Raw genomic sequence first — 26885 nt, 5'->3', positions numbered from 1 at the left:
CAGGGTGACCGACAGGGCGCTTCTCCATGACCTCGTCCTGGCGCGGGCCGAGCGCGTCCCGGACGCGACGGCCGTGCGGCAGGGGGAGCACGGCCTGACCTACCGCGAGCTGGTCTCCGCCGCGGCGGCGCTGGCGCACCGGCTGCGCGGGCTCGGCGCCGGGCCGGAGGTCCGGATCGGCATCTGCCATCGCCGTACGCCCGACCTGCTGGTCTGCGTGCTCGGCGTGCTCATGTCCGGGAGCGCGTACGTGCCGCTGGACCCCTCGCACCCGCGCCGGCGGCTCGCCACGATCATCGAGGACGCCGGGATCACCGTCGCCGTCACGGACGGGACGGGCGCCGGCCTGCTGTCCGGGCTCCCCGTCCGGCCGGTGCCGGTACGCGGACCACACGGCCCCGCCCACGGCGGGCCGCCCGCGCCCGGCACGCCCCCGCAGGCGGCGGCCTACGTGCTCTACACCTCGGGCTCGACCGGGCGGCCCAAGGGCGTGGTGGTGAGCCACGCCTCGGCGGTGGCCTTCGTGCGGATGGCCGGCGAGGTGTTCGGGCTCGACGCCGGATGCCGGTCCATCGGGTTCGCCGCGCTCGGGTTCGACGTGTCGGTGCTGGACGTCTTCGCCCCGCTGGCGCGCGGCGGGTCCGTGATGCTCGTCCCCGATGAGGACCGCCTCGACGCCGCCCGCCTCCAGCGTTTCCTGGAACGGCACCAGGTGACCTGGGGCACCATCCCGCCCGCCCTGCTGCCGCTGCTGGAGCCGGGGCGGCTGCCCTGGCTGCGCGACCTGCTCACCGCGGGCGAGCCGGCCGGGCCCGAGCAGGTGGCCCGCTGGACGGCGGGCGGGCGGCGCTTCCACAACTGGTACGGGCCCACCGAGACCACCGTGTGCGTGGTCGGCACCGAGCTGGCGGGCTCCTGGGACCGGCCGCTGCCGATCGGGCACGCGCTGCCGGGCTGCCGGGCGTACATCCTCGACGACCTGCTGCGGCCCTGCCCGCCCGGCACGCCGGGAGAGCTGTGCATCGGCGGCCCGCAACTGGCGCGCGGCTACCTGGGGCGGCCGGGGTTGTCGGCCGAGCGGTTCGTGCCCGACCCGTACGGCGGGCCGGGGGCGCGCATGTACCGCACCGGGGACCAGGTCGTGCTGGAGGACGACGGCCGCATCGGCTTCATCGGGCGGCTGGACCGGCAGGTGAAGGTGCAGGGCCAGCGCGTCGAGATCGGCGAGGTCGAGGCGGTGCTGCGCGCGCATCCCGGGGTGCGGCAGGCGGTGGTGGACGTGACCGCCGGCCCGGCGGGGCTCAAGGAGCTGACCGCCTACCTGACCCCGGAGGACGCGCCCGGCCTCGACGGCGTGCGGGCCCACTGCCTGGAGAGCGTGCCCGCGTACATGGTGCCCACCAGGGTGGTGCGGCTGGCCGCGCTGCCGCTGACGGTGGCCGGCAAGATCGACCTGGCGGCCCTGCGCGCCCACCGGCCCGCACCCCCGGCGGCGGCGGGCCGGGACGGGGCGAGCGGGAGCGGGCGGGGTGACGCGGCGGGCCGGGCCGGGGCCGAGCGGGAGGTCGCGGCGGCCTGGACCGGGATCGAGCGGGAGGTCGCGGCCTGGGCCGGGATCGAGCGGGAGGTCGCGGCCTGGGCCGGGATCGAGCGGGAGGTCGCGGCGGCCTGGGCCGAGGTGTTCGGGGCCGGGGAGCCGGGGCCGGACGACGACTTCCTGGCCTGCGGCGGCCACTCCCTGCTGGCCATGCGCCTGGCCGCGCGGCTGCGCGCCGGCCTCGGCAGGGAGGTCGGGGCCGGCGACGTGCTCGCGGGCCGTACCGTGTCCGGCATCGCCCGCCTGGCCGAGCCGGCCCCGCCGGTGCGCGACGAGCCGCCGGCCGCGGCGCCCGCCGCGCTGTCGGCGGTGCAGCGGCGCATGTGGTTCGTGGAGCGGCTGGCTCCCGGCACGCCCGCGCACAACATCGCGATGGCGCAGCGCCTGTCCGGGCCGCTGGACGTGGCCGCGCTGCGCGCCGCCCTGGCGGCCGTGGCCGAGCGGCACGAGGTGCTGCGGTGGCGCGTCCCGCAGTCGGGCGGGGTGCCGGCCGTCGCCGTGTCACCGCCGGGCCCGGTCCCGCTGCCGGTGGAGGACGTGACCGAGGAGCGGGTGGGCGAGCGGCTGGAGGCCGAGGCCCGGCTCCCGTTCGACCTGGCGGCGGGGCCGCTGTGGCGGGCCCGGCTGCTGCGCCTGTCCGGCGAGGAGCACGTGCTGGCCGTCACCGCGCACCACCTGGTGTTCGACGGCTGGTCGCAGCAGGTGCTCTACGACGACCTCGGGCGCGCCTACCGCGGCGCCGCGCCGCCGCCGCTGCGCACGTCGTTCGCCGGGTACGTGGCCTACCTCGACGGGCGCGACAAGGAAGCCGACCTGGAGTGGTGGCGGGAGCACCTGGAGGGCGCGCCCGCCGTGCTCGACCTGCCCCGCGACCATCCGCGCCCGGCCGTGCAGACGTTCGAGGGGGCCGGCGCCGCCGCCGAGGCCGACGCCGACGTCAGCGCCGGGGTGCGCGCGCTGGCCGCGCGCCTGGGCGGCACGCCGTACGCGGTGATGCTGGCGGCGTTCGCGCAGGTGCTGCGGCGGCTCACCGGGCAGCGCGACCTGATCGTCGGGGCGCCGGTCGCCGACCGGCGCGATCCGGCCTTCCACCCGTTGGCCGGATGCCTGGTGCAGGTGCTGCCGGTGCGGCTGCGGGTCGAGGACGGCGACGGCTTCGAGGCGCACGTGCGGCGCTGCCAGGAGACGCTGTCCGGCGCGCTGGCACATCTCGACGTGCACCTGGAGCGGCTGGTCGACCGGCTCGGCCCCGGCCGCGACCTGTCCAGGAACCCGCTGGTCCAGGTGCTGTTCAACATGTACGACTTCACCGAGCCGCGGCTGGAGCTGCCCGGCGTCACGGCCGTCCCGCTGCCGCCCGGGCTGCCGGGGGCGCTGTTCGACCTGACCCTGTACGTCGGGGAACGGGACGGGCGGTACGTGTTGCAGGCCGCGTACAACCCGCGGCTGTTCCGGGCGGAGCGGATCGAGGAGCTGCTCGCCGGTTACCTGCGGATCCTCGGCGACCTGGTGGCGGCCCCCGGGCGGCCGGTGCGGAGCGCGTCCCTGCGCCCCGCCCGCCCGCCGGGGCACGGGGACGGGCCGCGCCGTACGCGGCTGCCCGACGGGACCGGGCCGCTGCCCGCCTGGGACGGGCCCGGCGTGGTGGAACGCGTCCTCGCCCGGGCCGAGCGGGCCGGCGGCGACCGGGTGGCGATCGCCGCCGAGGACAGCCGGCTGACCTACGCCGAGCTGGCCCGCCTCATGAGGGCGATCGGCCACACCGTGTCAGCGGCCCTGCGCCAGAACGATCCCCCCACCCCGTCCGGACCCACCGGGACCCCCACCCCCGAGGGGACGCCCACTCCCGAGGGGGCCGCCGCTCTCCACGGGGTGGTGGCGGTTCTGGGTGGGCGGGTGGGTGAGTTGCCCGCGTTGATGCTCGGGGTCCTCGGGGCCGGGGCGCGGTGGGCGGTGCTGGATCCCGCGTTGCCGCCCGCCCGCCTGGCGGCACAGGCGCGCGCCGCGGGGGCCCGCGTCCTGGTCGCCTGTCCCGGCGTCCCCGTCCCCGCCGAGCTGGCCTGGCTCCCCCGCCTGGACTGGCCGTCCGAGGGGGCGGCGGCCGGAGCGGCGGGGTTCCCGGTGCCCTGGCCGTCCGAGGGGGCGGCGGCCGGGGCGGCGGGGTTCCCGGTGCCGTCCGGGGAGCGCGGGTACCTGGCGTTCACGTCCGGCACCACCGGGGAGCCGAAGCCGGTGCGGGCCGCCGAGCGCCCGCTGGCCCGCTTCCTGTCCTGGTACGCGGCCGAGTTCAGGCTGACCGCCGATGACCGGTTCGCGCTGCTGGCCGGGCTGGCGCACGACCCGCTGCTGCGCGATGCCTTCGTCCCGCTGACCCTGGGCGCGACGCTGCACGTGCCGCGCCAGGACCGCGTCCGCGACCCGGCCCGGCTGGCGGCGTGGCTGCGCGAGCGGGCCGTCACGGTCGCGCACCTGACGCCCCAGCTCGCCTCGCTGATCGCCGCGGCCGGTACGGAGCTGCCCGACCTGCGGCTGGTGCTGTTCGGCGGGGACCGGCTCACCTACGCGGAGGCGGCCGGGTTCGCGGCGGTGGCGCCGCGGGCCCGCCTGGTCAACTCCTACGGCACCACCGAGACGCCCCAGGCGCAGGCCGTGTACGAGATCACCGCCCCGGTGCCGGTCACCGGCGACCCGGTGCCGCTCGGGCACGGCGTGGACGGGGCCGAGCTGCTGGTGCTGGACGCCGCCGGCGCCCCGGCCGCCGTCGGGGAGCTGGGCGAGGTGGTGGTCAGGAGCCGGCGGCTGGCGGAGGCGTACCTGGACGAGGAGCTGACCCGGCGGCGCTTCACCCGCGAGCCGGACGGCGAGACGGCCCGCTACCGCACCGGCGACCTCGGCCGCCACGACCCGGACGGCCGGGTGGTGCCGGCCGGGCGGGCCGACGGGCAGGTGAAGATCCGGGGGCACCGGGTGGAGCTCGGCGAGGTCGAGGCGGCGCTGGCCGCGCACCCCGGCGTCCGGGCCGCCGCCGCGAAGGTGGCCGAGCAGCCCGGCGGGCGGGTGCTGCACGCCTACGCGGTGCCGGCGAGCGCGGCCGTCCAGGCCGGGGAGCTGCGCCGTCATCTCGCGGCGACCCTGCCGGGCCACGCCGTCCCGGCCGAGCTGGTGCTCCTGCCGGCGCTGCCGCTGACGCCGAACGGCAAGGTGGACCGGGCCGCGCTGCCCGCCCCTCCCCCGCCGGTCGCGGCCGGGCCCGGCCAGGAGCCCGCCACGGCGACCGAGCGCCTGGTCGCCGGGGTCTGGCGGGAGGTCCTCGGCCTGCCGCGGGTCTCCGCGGGCGCGAACTTCTTCGAGATCGGCGGGCACTCGCTCGCCACCGCTCAGGTCCAGGCCCGCCTCGCCGCCTCACTCGGGCGCGAGGTGCCGATCGTGGACCTGTTCCGCTTCCCGACCGTACGCGCGCTCGCGGCCCACCTCGACGGCGAGCGGCGCACGGCGGGGACGGAGCGCGCCGCCCGGCGGGTCGCGGCGCGCCGGGCACGGCCCTCAACTCGGCCCCACCGGGCCAGACGGGAGAGTGACGGATGACCGCTGAGCTGAACCACGACGACGAGGGGCCGGGGGTCGAGCCGATCGCGGTCGTCGGCCTGGCCTGCCGCCTGCCCGGCGCGGCGGACGTGACCGCCTACTGGCGCAACCTGACCGGGGGCGTGGAGTCGGTGCGCTTCTACACGCGTGCCGAGCAGGAGGCGCTCGGCGTGCCCGATTACCTGCTGGACGATCCGACGTTCGTCCCGGCGTGCTCGATCGCGGACGGCTACGGCGCTCTCGACGCCGCCTTCTTCGGCATGTCGCCGCGCGAGGCGGAGCTGCGCGACCCGCAGCAGCGCATGTTCCTGGAGCTGGCCAGCACGGCCCTGGACGACGCGGGCTACGATCCGGCCCGGTATCCCGGCGAGATCGGGGTTTACGGGGCGATCGGTTCGGACGAGTACCAATGGCTGTATATCCGGCCGAACAAGAAGGTGTTCGCCTCCGTCGGGAACCTCGCGGTCTACACCGGCAACCACCCCGACTACCTGGCCACGATGGTGTCGTACAAGCTCGACCTGCGCGGCCCCAGCCTGACCCTGCACACCGCCTGCTCCTCCTCGCTGGTCGCCCTGCACGTGGCGTGCGAGGCGCTGCGCAGCGGCGAGTGCGACATGGCGCTCACCGGCGGCGCCTCCCTGGAGCTGCCCGCCGAGTGGGGGTACCAGTTCCACCAGGACGGCATCTACTCCCCCGACGGGCACTGCCGCGCGTTCGACGCCGCGGCGGCGGGCACGATCTGGGGCGGGGGCGGCGGCATGGCCGTGCTGAAGCGGCTGTCCGACGCCGTCGCCGACGGCGACCACATCCGCGCCGTGGTGATCGGCAACGCGATCAACAACGACGGCGCCACCAAGATGGGCTTCTCCGCGCCGAGCGCCGAGGGCCAGGCGGCGGCGGTCGCCCAGGCGCTGGGCGTGGCCAGGATCGACCCGCGTACCGTCACCTACGTCGAGGCGCACGGCACCGGCACCGCGCTGGGCGACCCGATCGAGGTGGCGGCCCTGTCCAGCGTGCTCGGCGCCGGCACGGACGAGGCGGGCTGGTGCGGCATCGGCTCGGTCAAGACCAACATCGGCCATCTCGGCCCCGCCGCGGGCATCGCGGGGTTCATCAAGACCGTGCTCGCGCTGGAGCACGGGCTGATCCCGCCGAGCCTCAACTTCGAGAAGCCGAACCCGCGCATCGACTTCGGCACCAACCCCTTCCACGTCGTGTCGGCGCTGACCAAGTGGGAGACGAACGGCTTCCCGCGCCGGGCGGGCGTCAGCTCCTTCGGCATCGGCGGCACCAACGCGCACGTGATCGTCGAGCAGGCGCCGCCCGCGCCGCTGCCCACCGCCCCGCCGCGCCCCGCCCACCTGCTGCTGCTGTCGGCCCGCACCCCGTCCGCGCTGGACGCCGCCGTGAGCGGGCTGGCCGACCACCTCAAGGGCCGGGAGAGCGACCTGGCCGACGTGGCCCACACGCTGCGCGCGGGCCGGCGCCGCTACGCGCACCGCGCCGCCGTGGTGGCGGCCGACGCCGCCGACGCGGTGACGGCGCTGTCCACCCCGCGCCGGGTGGTCAAGGGCAGGGCGGGCACGCCCAGGGTGGCCTGGCTGTTCTCCGGCCAGGGCGCGCAGTACGCGGGGATGGGCGCCGGGCTGTACCGCACCGAGCCGGTCTTCGCCGCCGCGGTGGACGAGTGCGCCGCGCTCCTGCGCGAGGAGCTGGGCCTGGACCTGCGTACCCTGCTGTTCCCTCCGGAGGACGGGCGGGAGGCCGCCGACGAGCGGCTGCGGCAGACGGCGCTCACCCAGCCCGCGCTGTTCACCGTGGAGTGGGCGCTGGCCCGGCTGTGGCGCTCGTGGGGCGTGGAGCCGGCCGCGATGATCGGGCACAGCATCGGCGAGTACGTGGCCGCGACCGTCGCCGGCGTCTTCGCCCTGCCCGACGCGCTGCGCCTGGTGGCCGCCCGGGGCCGGCTCATGCAGAGCATGCCGCCCGGCGCGATGCTCGCCGTGCGCCGCGACCACGAGGAGGTGCGCGGGGACCTGCCGGAGGGCCTGTCGGTCGCCACCGTCAACGGCCCCGGCACGTGCGTCGTCGCCGGCCCCGTCGAGCTGGTCGCCGCCTACGCCGCGCGGCTGGACGGGAGCGGCGTCCAGCACACCGCGCTGCGTACCTCGCACGCCTTCCACTCGGCGATGATGGACCCGATCCTCGGCGACTTCCACGAGGCCGTCGCCGCCGCGGCCCGGCACGCGCCGGCCCTGCCCTTCCTGTCGAACGTCACCGGCACCTGGATCACCGCCGAGCAGGCCACCGACCCCGCCTACTGGACGCGCCACCTGCGCGAGACGGTCCGCTTCGGCGACTGCGTGGCGACGCTGGCCGCCGAGGGCGAGTGGCGGCTGGTGGAGTGCGGCCCGGGCCGCCAGCTCGCCGGCCTGGCCAGGACCCAGCTCCCCCGCACCGCGCCGCGCCCGCTGGCCAGCCTGCCCGGCCCCGCCGACGGCAAGGCCGACCTGGAGGTCCTGTACGCGACGGCCGGCGCCCTGTGGACGGCGGGCGTGGCGCTGGACACCGACGCCCTGGCCGAGCCCGCCCGCCGGGTCCCGCTGCCGGCCTACCCGTACGAGCGGTCCGAGCACTGGGTGCGGACCGCGTTCGACCCGGAGCTGATCTTCACCCGGCCGCAGCGGGCGGGCGCGCTGCCGCTGGAGGAGTGGTTCTCGGTGCCGGCCTGGCGGCAGGCGCCCGCCGGCCCGGCCGGGACGGCGGCGCTGGCCGGGCTGCGCTGCCTGGTGTTCGCAGGGCCCGCCGCCGAGCCCCTGCTGGAGGGGTTGCGGGCGGCCGGCGCGGACCCGGTGCGGGTGGTGCCTGGCGAGGCGTACGGCGTCGCCCCCGACGGCACGGTCACCGTCCGCCCGGCCGAGCGCGACGACTACGAGGCGCTGCTGGCCGCCACCGGGACGCCGGGCCGCGTCATCCACGCCTGGGCGCTGGACGACGTCCCGGCCGCCGGCCCCGCCCGGATCGCCGCCGCGCAGGACCTCGGCTTCCACAGCCTGCTGGCGCTGGTGCAGGCGCTGGCCGGCGCCGAGCGTGAGGCGGGCGTCCACCTCGACGTGCTGACCGCCGGCACGCAGGCCGTCACCGGCGGGGACGTCCGGCGGCCCGAGCACGCCACCGTGGCCGGCGTGGTCGGCGTCGTCCCGCTGGAGGCGCGCTGGCTGACCGCCCGCCACCTCGACCTGGAGGCGGGCCCGTACGACCCGGCGAAGGTGCTGGCCGAGCTGGCCGCCGAGCCGGCCGAGCCGGAGGAGGGCGTGCCGCCGTCCCCGGTCGCGCTGCGCGCCGGCCGCCGCTGGCTGCGCGGCTTCGAGCCGGTGCCGCTGCCGCCCCAGGAGGCCGACCCGCTGCGCCGGCACGGCGTGTACGTCATCACCGGCGGGCTCGGCGGCATCGGCCTGACCCTGGCCGAGGACCTGGCCCGGCGCGTCCAGGCCAGGCTGGTGCTGCTGGGCCGCTCCGGGTTGCCGCCCCGGGCGGAGTGGGACGCGCTCGGCGGGGCGCCGGAGCGGGTGCGGCGGGCCGTCGCCGCCGTCCGCCGCATGGAGGAGGCGGGCGCCGAGGTGCTGGTGCTGCCGGCCGACGTGACCGACCCCGGGTCGCTGCGCCGGGCCAGGGACGAGGCGCTGGCCAGGTTCGGCCGGATCGAAGGTCTCGTCCACGCGGCCGGGGTGCCCGGCGGCGGCATGGCCGAGGTCAAGGAGCGCCGGGCCGCCGACGACGTCATGGCGCCCAAGCTCGCCGGCACGGCGGCGCTGCGCGAGGTGTTCGGCGGGCCGCTCGACTTCGTGCTGCTGTGCTCCTCGGTGACGGCCGTCGCGGGCGGGTTCGGCCAGGTCGACTACTGCGCGGCCAACGCCTTCATGGACGCCTACGCGCACGTCTGGCCCGGCCGGGTCCTGTCGGTGAACTGGGGGGCCTGGCTGGAGGTCGGCATGGCCGCCGAGGTGGCCGCGCCGGTGGCCTTCCGCGCGTTGCAGCGCGGCGACCGGGTGAGCCGCCTGGAGCACCCGCTGCTCGGACACCGGCACGAGAGCGCGGGCCGCCGCCCCTGGTACGCCGCGACCCTGTCGGCCCGGACGCACTGGGTGCTGGACGAGCACCGGGTGGCCGGGGTGCCGGTGCTGCCCGGCACCGGCTACCTGGAGATCATCCGGGCCGCGTTCGAGGCGGCCGTGCCCTCCCCCGGGCCCGGCCACGCGATCGAGCTGCGCGACGTCGCCTTCGTCGCGCCGCTGCCGGTCGCCGAGGACTCCGGCGCCGAGCTGCGGGTGCTGCTCACCCCCTCCGGCGACGGCATGGACGTCGAGGTGGTCAGCGTCACCGGCGGCGACCACGTCCAGCACGCGCGGGGCTCGGCGGCCTGGGTGGCGGCCGGGGAGCCGCCCGCCGGGGGCCTGGCCGAGGCGCGGGCGCGCTGCGTCCACGGCGCCGGCGAGGCCGGCCTGTTCGCCTCGGCGTCGGGGCTGGTCACGTTCGGGCCGCGGTGGAGCAGCCTGCGCGCCGTGCGGCTCGGCAGCAACGAGCAGCTCGCCCACCTGGTGGCCGGTCCGGACGTCGCCGCCGAGCTGGGCGCCCTGCCGCTGCACCCGGCGCTGCTGGACGAGGCCACCGCGTTCGTCGCCGTCTCCGGCGAGCACAGCTACCTGCCGCTCGGCTACGGCCGCCTCACCGTGCACGCCCCGCTGCCGGCCACGCTGTGGAGCCACGCCCGGCTGCGCGACACCGGCGGCGGCGAGGTGCTGGCCGCCGACCTCACCCTGTACGACGACGCCGGCGAGCGGGTGGTGGACATCACCGACTTCGTCCTCAGGCGCGTGGACCCGCAGGCGATGACCCGTACCGTCAACGAGGGCGCCAGGGACGCGGCCGGGGAGGCGCGGGTGAAGGAGGAGTCCGCGACCGCCGGCGTCGCCCTGGACCTCGACGGGGCCCGGCGCGGCATCCCGCCGGCCGGCGGCGCCGAGGCCTTCCGCCGCCTGCTCGCCGCGGACCTGGGCCCCCAGGTCGTGGTCAACGCCACCGCGCTGCCCGAGTTCGTGGCCGGGGTACGCGAGCTGACCCAGGACACCGTGGCCGACGAGCTGGCCGCCGCCTCCGCCGCCGGCGAGGCGGGGGAGGCCGGCGACGACCACGTCGCGCCCCGCAACGACCTGGAGAGCCTGCTCGCCGGGCTGTGGGGCGAGGTGCTCGGCGCCCGCCGCGTCAGCGTCGAGCAGGACTTCTTCGAGCTGGGCGGCAACTCGCTGGTGGCGGTCCAGCTCATCGCCCTCATCAGGAAGAAGATCGGCGTCCGGCTGCCCATGCGCAGCCTCTTCCAGGTCCCCACCGTGGCCGGCATGGCCGCGCTGGTGGAGGAGCTGCGCGGCCAGGACGTCCAGGAGAAGCCGACGACGATCACCCGGCTCCCCCGGGAGGAAAGGCGCTGACATGCGGGACGGCCAGTACAAGGTCGTGGTCAACGACGAGGAGCAGTACTCCATCTGGTTCGCCGATCGCCCCCTGCCGCAGGGCTGGCGGGAGACCGGCTTCGAAGGGCCGAAGCAGAGCTGTCTCGACCACATCGAGCAGGTCTGGACCGACATGCGCCCGCGCAGCCTGCGCGAGGCCACAGGGCAGTAGAGGGGCGGCCCGGTGACCGGCACGTACGTCTTTCCCGCCTCGTTCGCCCAGGAGCGGCTGTGGTTCCTGTCCCGGCTCGACCCCGGCGCGCCCGCGTACCACGTCAACGCCGTGATCGAGCTGCCCGAGCGGGGCGATCCCGACCGGTGCGAGCGGATGCTGGGCGAGCTGGTCCGGCGGCACGAGGCGCTGCGCACCGCCCTGGCGGTCGAGGACGGCGCGCTCGTCCAGCTCGTCCAGGTCGAGCTGCCGGTCACCCTGCCGCGCACCGACCTGCGCGACCTGCCGCCGGAGCGGGCCGAGCGCGAGTTCCGCGCGCTGGCCGTGGAGCTGGCGCGGCGGCCGTTCGCGCTGGACCGGGCGCCGCTGTGGCGGGCGCACCTGGTGCGGATGCCGGGCGCGGAGCAGCGGCTGGTGCTCGTGGTCCACCACGCCGTGTTCGACGCCCGCTCCGCCACGAACCTCGCCGCGGAGCTGCGGGAGCTGGACGCCGCCCACGCCGAGGGCCGACCGGCGCGGCTGCCCGACCTGCCCGTCCAGTACGCCGACTACGCCGCCTGGCAGCGCGAGCACCTGAACAGGGGCGTGCTCGCCGCCCAGCTCGGCCACTGGCGGGAGCGGCTGGCCGGGCTGCCGCCCGATCTCGGGCTGCCCACCGACCGGCCCAGGCCGGCGGTGCGCGGGCACGCCGGGGCCGAGCACCACCTGGCGCTGCCCGCCGGCCTGGTCGGCGAGCTGGAGGCGCTGGGCAGGCGACGCGGCGCGACGTTGTTCATGGTGCTGCTGGCCGGGCTGAAGGCGCTGCTGTCCCGGTACGCGGGCCAGGAGGACGTCGTGGTGGGCACGCCGGTGGCCGGGCGCGACCTGCCCGAGTTCGAGCCGCTGGTCGGCATGTTCGTCAACACCCTGGTGCTGCGGACCGACCTGGGCGGCGACCCGCCGTTCCGCGAGCTGCTGGACCGGGTGCGGGAGACCGTGCTGGACGCGCTGGACCACGCCGAGGTGCCGTTCGACCGGCTGGTCGAGGCGCTCCAGCCGGTGCGCGACACCAGCCGCACGCCGCTCTACCAGGTGGGCTTCAACCTGCTGCCGATGTCCTCACGCGGGCAGTTCCCGAACGGCACCGCCCAGCTCGACCTGAACGTGGACGTCGTCAGGACGGCCGACGGCGCCGGCGTCTACCTGGAGTACAGCACCGACCTGTTCGACGCCGGCACCGTGGCCCGGCTGGCGGACGCCTACCGGCTGGTCCTGGAGGCCGCCGCCGCCGACCCGGGGACGCGGCTGTCGGAGCTGCCGCTGATGACGGCGGAGCGGCGGCGCGAGCTGCTGGTGGACTGGAACGACACCGCCGCGCCCTACCCGGAGCGGCCCCTGCACGAGCTGGTCGCCGCCCAGCCGCCGGAAGCGGTGGCGCTGCGCGGCCCGGACGGCACCGAGCTGACCTACGCCGAGCTGGACGCCCGCAGCGCGGCGCTGGCCGGGCGGCTGGTGGCCGCGGGGGTGCGGCCCGAGTCGTGCGTGGCGGTGTGCCTGCCGCGCGGCGTGCCGCAGGTCGTGGCGCTGCTCGCGGTGCTGCGGGCGGGGGCGTGCTACCTGCCGCTGGACGCGGCGTACCCGGCGGAGCGGCTGGCGTACCTGCTGGCCGACTCCGGGGCCGTGCTGCTGCTCACGGACTCCGCGCACCGCGACCTGCTGCCACCGGAACGGCCCGCCGAGCTGCTGCTGGACCGGCTGCCCGAGCCGGAGCCCGGCGGCGGCGGGCCGCTGCCGGCCGTGGGGCCGGACCGGCTGGCGTACCTGATCTACACCTCCGGCTCCACCGGCCAGCCCAAGGGGGTGCAGGTGCCGCACCGGGGCGTGGTCAACCTGGTCACGGATGTGATCCGGCGGCTGGGCGGCGGTGACACGCTGTTCATGACCTCGTTGTCGTTCGACATCGCGGCTCTGGAGATCTTCACGCCGCTGCTGTCCGGCCGCACGCTGGTGATCGCGCCCGAGGACGCGCCGCGCGCGCCGAAGGAGCTGCGCCGGGCCGCGGAGGGCGTGGACCTGGTGCAGCTCACGCCGTCGGTGGCGAGCGTGGCGGCCGAGCACCTGCCGCCCGGGCTGCCGCGCGTGATCCTCGGCGGCGAGCCGCTGCCGCTCGACCTGGCCGGCCGGCTGCTCGGGGTCACCGACGAGCTGTGGAACTTCTACGGGCCCACGGAGACGACGATCTGGTCGACCGCGTACCGGGTGCCGCCTTCCCCCGACGCGATGCGCATCGGCCGGCCGGTGGCGAACACCACCTGCTACGTGGTGGACCGGAATCTGCGTCCGGTCCCGGTCGGCGTACCCGGCGAGCTGCTGATCGGCGGCACCGGCCTCACCCGCGGCTACCACCACCAACCCGCCCTCACCGCCGAACGCTTCGTCCCCGACCCCTACGGCCCACCCGGCAGCCGCCTCTACCGCACCGGCGACCTGACCCGCCTCCACCCCGACGGCACCCTGGAATACCTCGGCCGCCTCGACCACCAAGTCAAAATCCGCGGCGTCCGCATCGAACCCGACGAAATCGCCACCGTCCTCACCCAACACCCCCACGTCCACCGCGCCGTCGTCACCCTCCGCCACGACGCCCCCGGCGGACCCGGCCTCGTCGCCTACACCACCGGCACCGCCACCGAACCCGACCTCCGCACCCACCTCCGCACCCGCCTGCCCGACACCATGATCCCCGCCGCCTTCGTCCCCCTCACCCACCTGCCCACCCTCCCCAGCGGCAAGCTCGACCGCGCAGCCCTGCCCCCACCCCGCACCGACCCGGCCGACACCGCATCCGTGCCGCCACGCACGCCCATGGAGGAGACGATCGCCGCCGTCTGGGCCGAGCTGCTGGGCCGGGATCGCGTCGGGGTGACCGACGACTTCTTCGCGCTGGGCGGCCACTCGTTGCTGGTGGTCCGCCTCGTCGGGCGGATCGCCGACGAGTTCGGCGTGGAGCTGCCGCTGCGCCGCTGCTTCGACGCCACGACGGTCGAGGAGCAGGCGCTGGCGGTGCTGGAGGAAGGGCTGGCGGACGCCGGCCTGCTGGAGCTGCTGGAGGAGGAGCGGTGAGCGACGGCAACGGGGTACGCGCGCGGCTGGCCGGCCTCAGCCCGGAGCAGCGCGCCGCGCTGGAGGCCCGGCTCGCCCGCGCCCGCGCGGCCCGGCCCGACACCACGCCGGAGACCACGACGGACGCGGGCTCGCCCTCGCCGAGCGAAGCCCCCGGTGGGGTGGCCGGCGGGGCGGCCGGTGGGGCGGCCGGTGGGCCGCTGTCCGATGCGCAGCGGCGGCTCTGGATCGTGGACCAGCTCGACCCCGGCAACCCCGCCTACACGTTGTCGTGGGCGTACCGGATCGTGGGCGACCTGGACGCCGCCGCGCTGGCCGCGGCCTTCGACGCGCTGGTGGACCGGCACCCGATCCTCGGCTACGTGATCGAGACCCGCGACGGCGAGCCCCGCCAGGGCCCCGGCCCGGTCCGCCCGGTGCTGCGCGTCGAGACGATGTCCGCCGCCGAGGCCGACGCCGCCGCCCTCGATGAGGCCCGCTTCGCCTTCGACCTGAGCACCGGCCCGCTGACCAGGGCCCTCCTGGTACGCGTGACGCCCGAGCCGGACGGGCCGGGCGAGCAGGGTGATCCGGGCGAGCCGGGCGAGCACCGGCTGATCCTGACCCTGCACCACATCCTGGCCGACCGCTGGTCGGTGGCGATCCTGTTCGGCGACCTCTTCCGGCTCTACGCCGGCGAGCCGCTGCCCCCGGTGCCGGTGGCGTACGCCGACCACGTGGCCCGGCGGCAGGACGGCCCGTCCAGGAAACGCGACCTGGACTACTGGCGCGAGGCCCTGGACGGCCTGCCCGACGTGCTCGACCTGCCCGCCGACCGGCCGCGCCCGCCCGTGCCGTCGAACCGGGGCCACCGCCTGCTGTTCGAGCTGGACGCCGGCCTCGCCGCCGGGCTGCGCGAGCTGGCCGCCGCCCGGCGCGCCACGCCCTTCATGGTCCTCGTCGCCGCCGTGCAGGCGCTGCTCGCCCGCTACACCGGCCAGAGCGACATCCCGGTCGGCACGCCGATCTCCGCCCGGCCGCACCCCTCCCTGGACCGGACCGTCGGGCTGTTCCTCAACACGGTGGTGCTGCGCGGCGACCTGTCCGGCGACCCGTCCTTCGCCGAGCTGGTACGGCGCACCAGGGAGCGGGCGCTGGCCGCGTTCGACCACGCGGACCTGCCGTTCGAGACGCTGGTGGAGGAGCTGACCAGCGGCCGGGACCTGTCCCGCAACCCGCTCTTCCAGGTCATGGTCGCCTACCAGAGCACCCCGGAGCTGCCCGGCGGCCCTGGCGGCCCGGGCGGCCTGCGCCTGGAGCGCCTGGACGTGCGCCCCGGCACCGCCATGTTCGACCTGGACCTCATCGTGGAGGAGCGCCGGGACGGCTCGCTGCTGTGCGTGCTCGACCACGCCACCGACCTGTTCGACGACGACCGCGTACGGCGGCTGGCCGGGCACCTGCGGACGCTGCTGGCCGCCGCCGTCGCCGATCCGGAGCTGCGGCTGTCGGAGCTGCCGCTCATGGACCCGGCCGAGCTGCGCGACACCCTGGACGCCGGGCACGGCGCGGCGCTCCCTTACCCGGAGCGCGGCGTCCACCACCTGGTGGCCGAGCAGGCCGCCCGCTCGCCCGGGGCGACGGCCGTGGAGGGCGCGGACGGCACGTCCCTGACCTACGCCGAGCTGGAGTCCCGCGCGAACGGCCTGGCCGCCGAGCTGCGCGCCCTCGGCGTCGGCAGGGAGAGCAGGGTCGCCGTCTGCCTGCCCCGGAGCCCGGACCTGGTGGCGGCGCTGCTGGCCGTGCTCAAGGCCGGCGGCTGCTACGTCCCCCTGGATCCCGCCTACCCGCCCGACCGGCTCGGCCAGATCGTCGCCGACTCCGGCGCCGCCCTGGCCGTCACCACCGGCTCCCTCCGGGACCGCCTGCCGGCGACCGCCCGCCTGCTCCTCCTGGACGAGACCGCCGCCACGGCCACCGAGCCCGTGGCCGAGCCCGCCTTCCACCCCGGCCAGACCGCGTACCTGATCTACACCTCCGGCTCCACCGGCCGGCCCAAAGGCGTGGTGGTGCCGCACCGGGGGCTGGTCAGCCTGCTGTGCGAAGTACGCGAGCGGCCGGGGCTGGCGGCCGGCGCGCGGTTCCTGTTCCTGACGTCGGTGTCGTTCGACATCGCGATGGTCGAGATCTTCGGGCCGCTGGTCAGCGGCGGCACGGTCGTGCTCGCCTCGGCCGCGAGCGTCGAGCGCGTCCACGACCTGCTGCGGCGCGGCGACCTGCACACCGTGCAGGCCACCCCGTCCGTGCTGGAGGGGCTGCTGCCCGCGCTGGCCCACGGGGTCCCCCGGGTGATCAGCACGGGTGAGGCGCTGCCCGGCCCGCTCGCCGCCCGCCTGCTCGCCGTCACCGGCGAGCTGTGGGACCTGTACGGCCCGACCGAGACCACGGTGTGGTCCACCCGCCGCCGCGTCACCGACGGCCGGGGCGGCTCGATCGGCCGGCCGGTGGCGAACACCACCTGCTACGTGATGGACCCCGACCTGCGGCCGGTCCCGGTCGGCGTACCCGGCGAGCTGCTGATCGGCGGCACCGGCCTCACCCGCGGCTACCACCGGCAACCCGCCCTGACCGCCGAACGCTTCGTCCCCGACCCCTACGGCCCACCCGGCAGCCGCCTCTACCGCACCGGCGACCTGACCCGCCTCCACCCCGACGGCACCCTGGAATACCTCGGCCGCCTCGACCACCAAGTCAAAATCCGCGGCGTCCGCATCGAACCCGACGAAATCGCCACCATCCTCACCCAACACCCCCACGTCCACCGCGCCGTCGTCACCCTCCGCCACGACGCCCCCGGCGGACCCGGCCTCGTCGCCTACACCACCGGCACCGCCACCGAACCCGACCTCCGCACCCACCTGCGCACCCGCCTGCCCGACACCATGATCCCCGCCGCCTTCGTCCCCCTCACCCACCTGCCCACCCTCCCCAGCGGCAAGCTCGACCGCACCGCCCTGCCCCCACCCCCCACCGACCCGGCCGACACCGCATCCGTGCCGCCACGCACCCCTGCCGAGCAGGCCCTGCACGCCGTATGGACCGAACTGCTCGACCGCGACGACTTCGGCGTCGAGGACGACTTCTTCGCCCTGGGCGGCCACTCCCTGCTGGCCATGCGCCTGGTGGTCAGGCTCAGGGAGACCCACGGCGCCGAGGTGACGCTGCGCCGCTGCTTCGAGACGCCGACCATCGCGGGCCTGGCGCCGCTCCTCCCCGGCGGGGCGGAGACCGTACGGCCGGTCCCGACTGTGCCCACCGGGCCGATCCCGCCCGTGCCCACCGGGCCGATCCCGACTGTGTCCACCGGGCCGATCCCGCCCGTGCCCACCGGGCCGGTCCGGCCCACCCACGCGCAGGTCCGGCTCTGGTTCCTCGACCGGCTCGACCCCGGCAACCCCGCCTACAACGTCGCGTGGGCGGAGCGGCTGGCGGGGCCGCTCGACGTGGCCGCGCTGGCCGCCGCGTTCGACGACCTCGTGGACCGGCACGAGGCGCTGCGCCTGGTCGTCGGGGAGGACGGCGACGGCGAGCCCGTCCTGCGGGAGGGCGCCGCCAGGCCGCGGCTGGCGGTCCGGGAGGGCCCGGACGTCGGCCTGGAGGAGGCGCGGCACCGGTTCGACCTGGCGGCCGGGCCGCTGGCGCGGGCCGCCCTGGTCCGGCGCGGCGCGGCGGAGCACGAGCTGTTCCTCACCCTGCACCACGTCGTCGCCGACCGGTGGAGCCTGTCGATCCTGCTGCGCGACCTGATGGAGCTCTACCGGGCCCGGGTCACCGGCACCCCTGCGGAGCTGCCCGCGCTCACCGCCGGCTACCGGGACTTCGCCGCCTGGCACCGGGCGCGGGTGTCCGGGCGGGCGGCCGACCTGGCGTACTGGAAGGACGCCCTCGCCGGCCTGCCGCCCGCCCTGGACCTGCCCGCGGACCGGCGCCGGCAGGGGACGGCGAGCATGGCGGGGCGGCGGCTGACGTTCCCGATCGACGCCGGAACGGTGGCGGCGGTGCACGCCCTCGCGCGGGAGCGGCAGGTGACGCCGTTCATGGTGCTGCTGGCCGCGCTCCAGGCGGTGCTGGCCCGGTACACCGGGCGCACCGACATCCCCGTCGGCACGCCCGTCTCCGGCCGGTCCCACCCGGACGTGGAGGAGATGGCCGGGCTCTTCCTCAACACGCTCGTGCTGCGCGGCGACCTGTCCGGCGACCCGTCCTTCGCCGAGCTGCTGTCGCGCACCCGCGAGCGCGTGCTGGACGGGCACGAGCACGCCGAGCTGCCGTTCGAGGTGCTGGTGCAGGAGCTGGCCGGGGAGCGCGACCTGGCCCGCAACCCGCTGTTCCAGGTGCTGCTCGCCTACCAGAACGTGCCGCCCGCGCCGCCGGACGTGGCCGGGATCGCCCTGCGCACCCTCGACCTCGACCCGGGGGTCACGCAGGCCGACCTGCACCTGATGATCGAGGAGGCGGCCGGCGGCCGGCTCGCCGGGGTGCTGCACTACGCGAAGGACCTGTTCGACCACGACCGGATGGAGCGCTTCGCCGGCCACTTCCTGACGCTGCTGACGGCGGCGGTGGCCGAGCCGGAGCGGCCGGTCGCCGACCTGCCGCTGCTCACCCCGGCCGAGCTGGACGTCATCCGCCGGGCCAACGACACCGGCGGGCCGGTCGCGGACGCCACCCTGCCGGAGCTGCTGGCCGAGCAGGCCGCCCGCACCCCCGACGCGACCGCCCTCGGGTTCGAGGGGGGCCGGCTGAGCTACGCGGAGCTGGCCGGCCGGGTCAACCGGCTGGCCAGGCGGCTGCGGGCGCTCGGGGCCGGGCCAGGACAGGTCGTCGGGGTGTGCCTGGAACGGGGGCCGGACCTGGTGGTCGCGGTGCACGCGGTCGTCGCCGCCGGGGCGGCGTACCTGCCGCTGGAGCCCGACCACCCGGCCGAGCGCCTGGCCGGCATGCTGGCCGACGCGGGCGCCCGCCTGGCCGTCTCGACCGTCCCCCTCGCCCACCGCCTCCCGGGCCCGCCCGCCTCACCCGGACCCTCCGGGGGCGCGGAGCCGGGGGCCGGGGTGGTGACGGTGTTGCTGGATCGCGACGCCGAGGCCGTCGCCGCCGAGGACGGCGGGCCGCTCGGGGTCCGTCCGCACCCCGACTCCCTCGCGTACGTCATCTTCACCTCGGGCTCCACCGGCCGCCCCAAGGGCGTCGGCGTCTCGCACCGGGCCATCGTCAACCGGCTGCGCTGGATGCAGGACGCCTTCCGGCTGACCGGCGAGGACCGGGTGCTGCACAAGACGCCGTTCTCGTTCGACGTGTCGGTGTGGGAGCTGTTCTGGCCGCTCATGACCGGCGCCGCGCTGGTCGTCGCCCGGCCCGGCGGGCACGCCGACCCCGCCTACCTGGCCGGGCTGATGGAGAGCGAGGCGATCACCACCGTGCACTTCGTGCCGTCCGTGCTCGACGCCTTCCTGGCCGAGCCCGGACTGGCCGCGCGGCTCGGCGCGCTGCGCACCGTGGTCTGCTCGGGCGAGGCGCTCGGCGCCGACCTGGCCGACCGCTTCGCCGCCACGCTCCCCCGGGCGGCCCTGCACAACCTGTACGGGCCGACCGAGGCCGCCGTGGACGTCTCCTGGCACGCCTGCCGGCCGGGCGAGGGCACGGTCCCGATCGGGCGGCCGGTGGCCGGCACCCGGCTGGAGATCCTGGACGACCGCATGAACCGCGTCCCCGTCGGCGTGCCGGGCGGCCTGTGGATCGGCGGCGTGCAGCTCGCCCGCGGCTACGTGAGCCGGCCGGCGCTCACCGCCGAGCGGTTCGTGCCCGACCCGTACGGCCCGCCGGGCGCCCGGCTCTACGACACCGGCGACCTGGCCCGCTGGCGGCCGGACGGCGAGATCGAGTACCTGGGCCGCTCCGACCACCAGGTCAAGATCCGCGGCATGCGGGTCGAGCCGGGCGAGATCGAGGCGGCCCTGGCGGCGCTGCCGGGCGTCCGCGCCGCGGCCGTCCGCGCCATCGAGGACGGCGCCGGCCTGCGGCTGGCCGGCTATGTCGTCCCCGACGGGCCTGAGGGGGACGACGGCGGGGACGCCGCGCCGGCCGAGTGGGAGCGGCTGCTGCGCGACACGCTGCCCGACCACCTGATCCCCAGGACCTGGGCCGTCCTCGACGCGCTGCCGCTCAACCGCAGCGGCAAGCTCGACAGGAACGCCCTGCCCGACCCGCGCGCCCCCGAGTCCGCCGGGCACGCCGAGCCCGAGGGCGCGGCCGAGCTGGCCGTCGCCGCCGCCTGGCGCGGGGTGCTCGGGCTGGAGCGGGTCTCGGCCCACGACAACTTCTTCGCCGTCGGCGGCGACTCCATCCGCAGCCTCAAGGTGGTCGCCCGCCTGCGCGAGGCCGGTTACGCGGTCCGGCTGGAGCAGCTCTTCCGGCACCAGACCGTCAGGGAGCTGGCCGACCGGCTCCTGCCCGCGCAGGAGGCCGGGCCCGCGGAGGCCCCGGAGACGCCATTCGGCCTGCTCAACCCCGAGGACCTGGCACGACTGCTGGAAGGTGAGGCGCGATGACCGTGACGACGGCGGCCGCGCGCGGCCTGGAGGACGCCTATCCTCTGGCCGCGTTGCAGGCGGGCATGCTCTACCACAGCGCGTACGAGCCGGACGCCGCCACCTACCACGACCTGACCACGATCACCCTGCGCGGCCGGTTCGACGCCGGGGCGTTCGGCGCGGCGCTGGCCGAGGTGACCGCCCGGCATCCGGTCCTGCGTACCTCGTTCGACCTGACCGGGTTCAGCGAGCCGCTGCAGCTCGTCCACCGGGCGGCCACGCTGCCGCTGGAGGTGACGGACCTGTCCGGCGATCCCGGCGGGGCGGCCGGGCGGCTGGCCGCCTGGTCGGAGGCGGAGAAGCGGCGGCCGTTCGACTGGGCGTCGCCGCCGCTGGCCCGCGCGCACGTGCACGTGCTGCCCGGGGAGCTGTTCGCGTTCAGCCTGAGCTTCCACCACGCCATCCTGGACGGGTGGAGCGTGGCGACCCTGGTCACCGAGCTGCTGGGGCGCTACCACGGGCACCTGACCGGCGATCCGCTGCCGGTCACGCCGCCCGGCGCGGCCTTCCGCGAGCTGGTGGCCGCCGAGCGCGCCGCGGTGGCCACGCCAGGGACGCGCGACTTCTGGCACGCCCAGGTGGCCGACGCCCCCGACACCCGCCTCCCCCGCCTCCCGGGCCGGCGCGGCGATCCGGAACGGCCCAGCTCCCCCGAACGGCCCAGCTCCCCCGAACGGCCCGGCGCCCCGGATCGGCGCGGCGAGCCGGGGGCCGAGGTGCTGCGGCTGCCGCTGCCGGTGGAGCTGACCGACCGGCTCGGCGCGGCGGCCAGGCGGCTGGCGGTGCCGCTGCGCACCCTGCCGCTCGCCGCCCACCTGCGCGTGCTCGCCCTGCTCACCGGCGAGAGCGAGGTGATGACCGGCCTGGTCACGCACAGCCGCCCGGAGAGCGAGGCCGGCGAGGAGGTGCTCGGCCTGTTCCTGAACACCGTGCCGCTGCGCCTGGACGTGACCGCCCCGACCTGGGCCGAGCTGGCGCGCCGGGTGTTCGAGGCGGAGGTGGCGCTGCTGCCGCACCGGCGCTACCCGCTGTTCGAGATCCAGCGGGCGGCCGGCCGGTCGCCGCTGCTGGACGTGCTGTTCGACTTCCGCGACTTCCACGTCTACCGCGGCCTGCCCGGCGTCGAGATCGTCGGCCAGGACTTCTTCGAGCAGACCGACGTGCCGTTCGCCGCCGCGTTCGGCCGCTCGCGCGAGCACGGCGGTTTCGACCTGACCCTCACCTACGACCGGGCCCAGTTCGGCGCCGCGCAGGTCGAGCGGATCGGCGAGCTGTACCTGACCGCGCTGGGCCAGGCCGCCGACCCGGACGGCGATCCGCGCCCCGCCGAGCCGTACCTGGGCCGCGACGCCGCCGCGATCGACGGCTGGAACGCCACGGCCCGCCCCCTCCCGGACGCCACGCTGCACGAGCTGATCGGCGCGCAGGCCGCCCGCACGCCCGAGGCGCCCGCCGTCTGCTACGACGGCTCCTGGATCAGCTACCGCGAGCTGGCCGGGCGGGCCGCCGCCGTCACCGCCCGGCTGGTGGACGCCGGCGTCCGGCCGGGTGACGTCGTGGGCGTCTGCCTCGACCGCGGTCCCGGCCTGCTGCCGGCGCTGCTCGGCGTGCTCGGCGCCGGGGCCGCGTACCTGCCGCTGGAGCCGGGGCTGCCGCCGGAGCGGCTGGCGTACATGATCGAGGACGCGCGGGCGCGCACGGTGCTGACCGGCCCCGAGGGGGCGGCGGTGCTGCCGGACGGCGTCGCCCTGCCCCTCGACACCTCCCCCGGCCCGGCCGCCGCCCCGGTACGCGTGCACCCGGACGCGCTCGCGTACGTGATCTTCACCTCGGGCTCCACCGGCCGCCCCAAGGGCGTCGGCGTCTCGCACCGGGCCATCGTCAACCGGCTGGCGTGGATGCAGGAGGCGTTCGGGCTGGCCCCGGACGAGCGCGTGCTGCACAAGACGCCGCTGTCGTTCGACGTGTCGGTGTGGGAGCTGTTCTGGCCGCTCATGACCGGCGCCGGGCTGGTGGTCGCCGAGCCGGGCGCGCACCGCGACGGCGCCCGCCTGGCCGCCCTCGTCGCCGCGCACGACGTCACCACCCTGCACTTCGTGCCGTCCATGCTGGAGCTGTTCCTGGACGAGCCCGCCCTGCCGGCGCCTCGCCGGATCATCTGCTCCGGCGAGGCGCTGAGCCCCGAGCTGGCCGCCCGCTGCCACGACCGGCTGCCGCGTACCGAGCTGCACAACCTGTACGGCCCGACCGAGGCCGCCGTGGACGTCACCTGGCACCCCTGCGTGCCGGGCGAGGAGCTGGTGCCCATCGGCCGGCCCGTCGCCAACACCCGCCTGGAGGTGCTCGGCGCCGACGGCCGGCGGGTCCCCGTCGGCACGCCGGGCGAGCTGTGCCTGGGCGGCGTGCAGCTCGCCCGCGGGTACGTGAGCCGGCCCGGGCTCACCGCCGAGCGGTTCGTGCCCGACCCGTACGGCCCGCCGGGCGCCCGCCTCTACCGCACCGGCGACGTGGCCCGCTGGCTGCCCGGCGGCGAGGTCCAGTACCTCGGCAGGACCGACTTCCAGGTCAAGATCCGCGGGCAGCGGGTGGAGCTGGGCGAGATCGAGGCGCTGCTGGCCGCCGAGCCCGGCATCCGCGCCGCCGTCGTCGTGCTGCGCGGCGACCGGCTCGTCGGCTACGTCGTCCAGGAAGGGGGGCCCGGGGACGGCGGGGATCTGCCCGGCCTGGCGGCGGCGCTGCGCAGGCGGCTGCCCGAGCACATGGTCCCCTCCGCCTGGGTACGGCTGGACGCGCTGCCCGTCACCGCCAACGGCAAGCTCGACCGCGCCGCCCTGCCCGAGCCCGGCGACGGCGCCGGCCGCGCGCCGTACCTGCCGCCCCGGGACCCGTTCGAGGCCCGGCTGGGCGCGCTGTGGGAGGAGACGCTGGGCGTCGGCGCCGTCGGCGTCCACGACGACTTCTTCGCCCTCGGCGGCCACTCCCTGCTGGCCCTGCGCCTCACCATGCGGCTGCGCAAGGAGCTGGGCCGCGACGTGCCGCTGTCGGCCGTGCTCACCGCGCCGACCGTCGCCCGGCTCGCCGCCGAGCTGCGCCGCCCCCAGGACAACGACGGCGCCCCGCGGCGGATCGTGCCGCTGCGGCCCACCGGCGAGCGCGTGCCGATCTTCCTGTTCCACGCGCTCGGCGGCCAGGTCTTCCGCTACCTGCCGCTGACCCGCCACCTCGGCGACGACCAGCCCGTCTACGCCGTGCAGGCGGCCGGGCTGGCCCCCGGCGAGCGGCCGCACGCCACGCTGGCGGAGATGGTGGACGACTACACCGCCCACCTGCTCCAGGTCCGCCCGCACGGCCCGTACGTGCTGGGCGGCTACTGCATCGGCGGCAACATCGCCCTGGAGACCGCCCGCCGGCTGCGCGAGCTGGGCGAGCGGGTGCCGCTCGTCGTGCTGTTCTACTCCGACGCCGACGAGCCGGTGCTGCGTGCCTCGCTGGAGGACGACGCCGTCCTGCTCACCCACGCCCTGGCCGGCGGCAGGGTCCAGGTCGACCTGGACGCGCTGCACCGGATGAGCCCGGACGAGCGGCTGCTGGCCGTCATCGACGCCGCGGCCCGCGCCGACACCCTGCAACCCGACACCGCCGACCTGCGCCAGGCCCGCCGCTTCGTCGAGGTCTTCCGCGCCAACGCGCACGCCGTCGGCCACTACCGGCACGCCCCCTACGACGGGGACGTCCTGCTGTTCTCGCCCGCCGCCGAGGGCGTCCCGCCCGACGACATGGGCTGGCGCGGCGTCGTCACCGGCCGCCTGCGCATCTCGCCCATCCACGGCGAGCGTTTCACCGTCATGTACGAGCCCCGGGTCGCCCTGGCGGCCGCCGAGCTGAGGAGCAGCATCGACCATGGCCTCACCCCCCACGACTGAACCGGCCTCGCTCTGGAGGAACCGCGACTTCCTCAAGCTGTGGAGCGGCGAGAGCCTGTCGCTGGTCGGCTCCCAGGTGACCGTGCTCGCCATGCCGGTCGTCGCCTACCTGTGGCTGCACGCCTCCGTCGCCGAGATGGGTGTGCTCGGCGCGCTGGCCAGGCTGCCCATGGTGCTGTTCTTCGTCGTGGGCGTGTGGGTGGACCGGATGCGGCGCCGGCCCGTGCTCGTCTGGAGCGACGTGGTGCGCGCGCTCATGCTGGCCACGGTGCCGCTGCTGTTCGTCATGGACCTGCTGACGCTGTGGTGGCTGTACGTGGTCGTGTTCGTGATGGGCGTCTTCGGGGTGCTGTTCGAGATCGCCTACCGGTCGTACCTGCCGGTGCTGGTGGCCCCCGAGCACCTGGGCGACGGCAACAGCAAGCTCCAGCTCAGCGACTCGGTGTCCAAGGCGGTCGGGCCCAGCCTGGCCGGGTTCCTCATCGCCACCCGCTCGGCGCCGCTGGTCATCCTGGTGGACGCGGTCAGCTACGCCCTGTCGGCGCTCTTCCTGGTCTCGATCCGCAAGCGCGAGGACCCGCCGCCGGCCGACGAGGCCGGCACCATGATCGCGGCCATCCGGGCGGGTTTCGGCTGGGTGATGGGGCATCCGGTCGTGCGCCCGCTGGCCATCGCCAGCGCCGTCTACTCCTTCTTCGACATCGGCATCCTGCAGACCCTGCTCATCCCGTACGTGATCGAGGGCCCCGGCGTGCCGGCCGGCTGGGTCGGGGGCGTGCTCGCGGTCGGCGGGGTCGGCGCCGTGGCCGGGGCGTGGCTGTCGGTGCGGCTGATGAAGGGGGTGGGGCCTGGGCCCACCATGTTCTGGTCCACGGTGATCGGCAACAGCGCGCTCGTCCTGGTGCCGCTGGCGGGCGGGCCGCTCTGGCTGGCGGTCGGCGTGCTGGCCCTGTCGCAGCTGCTGGTCGGGCTGTGCACGCAGGTGTTCGTGGTCAACAACATCACCGTGCTGCAGTCGGCGACGCCGCGCGAGCTGGTCGGCCGGGTCATCGCCACGATCTGGGCGATGGGGCTGGTGCCCGCGCCGCTCGGCGCCCTGCTGGCCGGGCTGCTCGGCGAGGCCGTGGGCATGCGGCCGGTGGTCCTGGTCGCGGCGGTGGTCGGCGCGGTCGTGCCGATGATCGTGCTGGCGCTGTCGCCGATCCCCCGGATGCGCGAGCTGCCGCAGGCGCCCGCCACGGCCTGAGCCCGCGTCACGCGCTCAGCCCGTCACGCGCTCAGCCCGTCACGCGTCCGGCCCGTCACGCGTCCGGCCCGCTCACGCGTTCAGCTCGGCCAGCCAGGCGAGCTGTTCGGCGCGGTCCTCGACGGTGGGCGCGTTCAGGCCGACGATCACCCTGGTCGCGCCCGCCTTGCGGTAGTCGGCCAGCCGCTCGCGCACCCGCGCCGGGGTGCCGCACAGGGCCAGGGCGTCCACCAGGTCGTCGGTGACCTCCTCCATCGCCTCGCCCAGGTCGCCGTCGAAGTAGGCGTCCCGCACGCGCGCCGCCGCCGGGCCGAAGCCGAGGCGGTGCGCGAGCCGGTTGTAGAAGTTGACGCCCCGGGTGCCCATGCCGCCCAGGTAGAGCGCCAGCATCGGGCGGATCAGGTCGCGGGCGTAGTCGGCGTCGTCGTCCACCATGGCCATGACCATCGGCGAGACCTCCACCCGGGACACGTCCCGCCCGGCGCGGGCCGCCCCCGCCCGCAGGTGCTCCATCGTCTCGGCGAGGTGCTCGGGCGGGAAGTGGATCGGCAGCCATCCGTCGGCGATCTCCCCGGCCAGCGCCACCGCCTTCGGCCCCATGGCCGCCAGGTGGACGGGCAGCGGCTGCCGCACCGGTGCGACCGTCATGCTCAGCGCCTTGCCGCGGCTGCCGGGCAGCGGCAGCACGAGCTCCGGCCCGGCGTGCTCGACCGGCCGGCCCTCCAGCGCGGTGCGGACCACGGCCACGTAGTCGCGCAGGTGGGCCAGCGGCCGCTCGTACCTCTGGCCGTGCCAGCCCTCGGCCACCTGCGGGCCGGACGCGCCCAGCCCGAGCAGGAACCGGCCGCCCGACAGCCGGTCGATCGTGGTGGCGGCCATCGCCGCCGCGATCGCGGTGCGGCCGGTCACCTGGATGACGCCGCTGCCCAGGCCGATCCGCTCGGTGCCGGCCGCCAGCCAGGCCAGCGTGGTCGCCGGGTCGACGCCGTACCCCTCCGACGCCCACGCCGAGTCGTAGCCGAGCCGCTCCGCCTCGCGTACCAGCGTGAGCTGGGCCTCGTGGCCGGCCGCCACCGGGCCGAGGGTGCCGATGCTGAATCCGAGCCGCACTGCCGCCT

General features: G+C 76.6%; 8 protein-coding genes. 7 read left to right on the top strand and 1 reads right to left on the bottom strand.

The window, feature by feature from the left end; all coding sequences use genetic code 11:
* The first annotated feature begins 4 nt into the window (after positions 1–4).
* From AB0H75_RS26260 to AB0H75_RS26230, 7 genes are read left to right on the top strand one after another with little or no spacing between them, the layout of a single operon-like run.
* A complete protein-coding gene (locus AB0H75_RS26260) occupies positions 5–5182 on the top strand; it encodes an amino acid adenylation domain-containing protein (RefSeq protein WP_367800408.1) in 5178 nt (1725 codons plus the stop codon).
* Positions 5179–10671 carry an SDR family NAD(P)-dependent oxidoreductase gene (locus AB0H75_RS26255; RefSeq protein ID WP_367800406.1) on the top strand — a complete coding sequence of 1831 codons (5493 nt, stop codon included), beginning with the start codon at positions 5179–5181 and terminating at the stop codon, positions 10669–10671. Before AB0H75_RS26260 ends, AB0H75_RS26255 begins: the two co-directional genes overlap by 4 nt.
* Position 10672: 1 nt before the next feature.
* On the top strand, positions 10673–10864 hold the full coding sequence (locus tag AB0H75_RS26250) for an MbtH family protein (RefSeq protein ID WP_367800404.1): 192 nt from the start codon (positions 10673–10675) through the stop codon (positions 10862–10864).
* 12 nt (positions 10865–10876) lie between these two features.
* Entirely contained in the window at positions 10877–13966 is a 3090-nt protein-coding gene (locus AB0H75_RS26245; protein WP_367800402.1) for an amino acid adenylation domain-containing protein, read from the top strand.
* Positions 13963–20556, top strand: a complete 6594-nt coding sequence (locus AB0H75_RS26240) for an amino acid adenylation domain-containing protein (protein ID WP_367800400.1) — start codon at positions 13963–13965, stop codon at positions 20554–20556. Before AB0H75_RS26245 ends, AB0H75_RS26240 begins: the two co-directional genes overlap by 4 nt.
* Entirely contained in the window at positions 20553–24521 is a 3969-nt protein-coding gene (locus AB0H75_RS26235) for an amino acid adenylation domain-containing protein (protein ID WP_367800398.1), read from the top strand. The genes AB0H75_RS26240 and AB0H75_RS26235 overlap by 4 nt, the downstream gene beginning before the upstream one ends.
* Positions 24499–25767 (top strand): MFS transporter, encoded by a 1269-nt coding sequence (locus AB0H75_RS26230; protein ID WP_367800397.1) that lies wholly within the window; start codon positions 24499–24501, stop codon positions 25765–25767. Before AB0H75_RS26235 ends, AB0H75_RS26230 begins: the two co-directional genes overlap by 23 nt.
* A gap of 72 nt (positions 25768–25839) precedes the next feature.
* Here AB0H75_RS26230 and AB0H75_RS26225 read toward each other — a convergent pair whose 3' ends face one another.
* Positions 25840–26877, bottom strand: a complete 1038-nt coding sequence (locus AB0H75_RS26225; protein ID WP_367800395.1) for an LLM class flavin-dependent oxidoreductase — start codon at positions 26875–26877, stop codon at positions 25840–25842.
* Positions 26878–26885 lie beyond the last annotated feature (8 nt).

It is taken from the genome of Nonomuraea sp. NPDC050783 (genome assembly GCF_040802095.1).
In the GTDB taxonomy this organism is placed as follows: Bacteria; Actinomycetota; Actinomycetes; order Streptosporangiales; family Streptosporangiaceae; genus Nonomuraea.
The sequence above is the reverse complement of the archived record's forward strand: the minus strand, read 5'-3'. Positions and strand labels throughout refer to the sequence as shown.

Excerpts from the sequence above, each read along its gene's own strand:
- AB0H75_RS26255 (WP_367800406.1), top strand. The coding sequence starts at position 5,179 with ATGACCGCTGAGCTGAACCACGACGACGAGGGGCCGGGGGTCGAGCCG.
- AB0H75_RS26250 (WP_367800404.1), top strand. The coding sequence starts at position 10,673 with ATGCGGGACGGCCAGTACAAGGTCGTGGTCAACGACGAGGAGCAGTAC.
- AB0H75_RS26235 (WP_367800398.1), top strand. The coding sequence starts at position 20,553 with ATGACCGTGACGACGGCGGCCGCGCGCGGCCTGGAGGACGCCTATCCT.
- AB0H75_RS26230 (WP_367800397.1), top strand. The coding sequence starts at position 24,499 with ATGGCCTCACCCCCCACGACTGAACCGGCCTCGCTCTGGAGGAACCGC.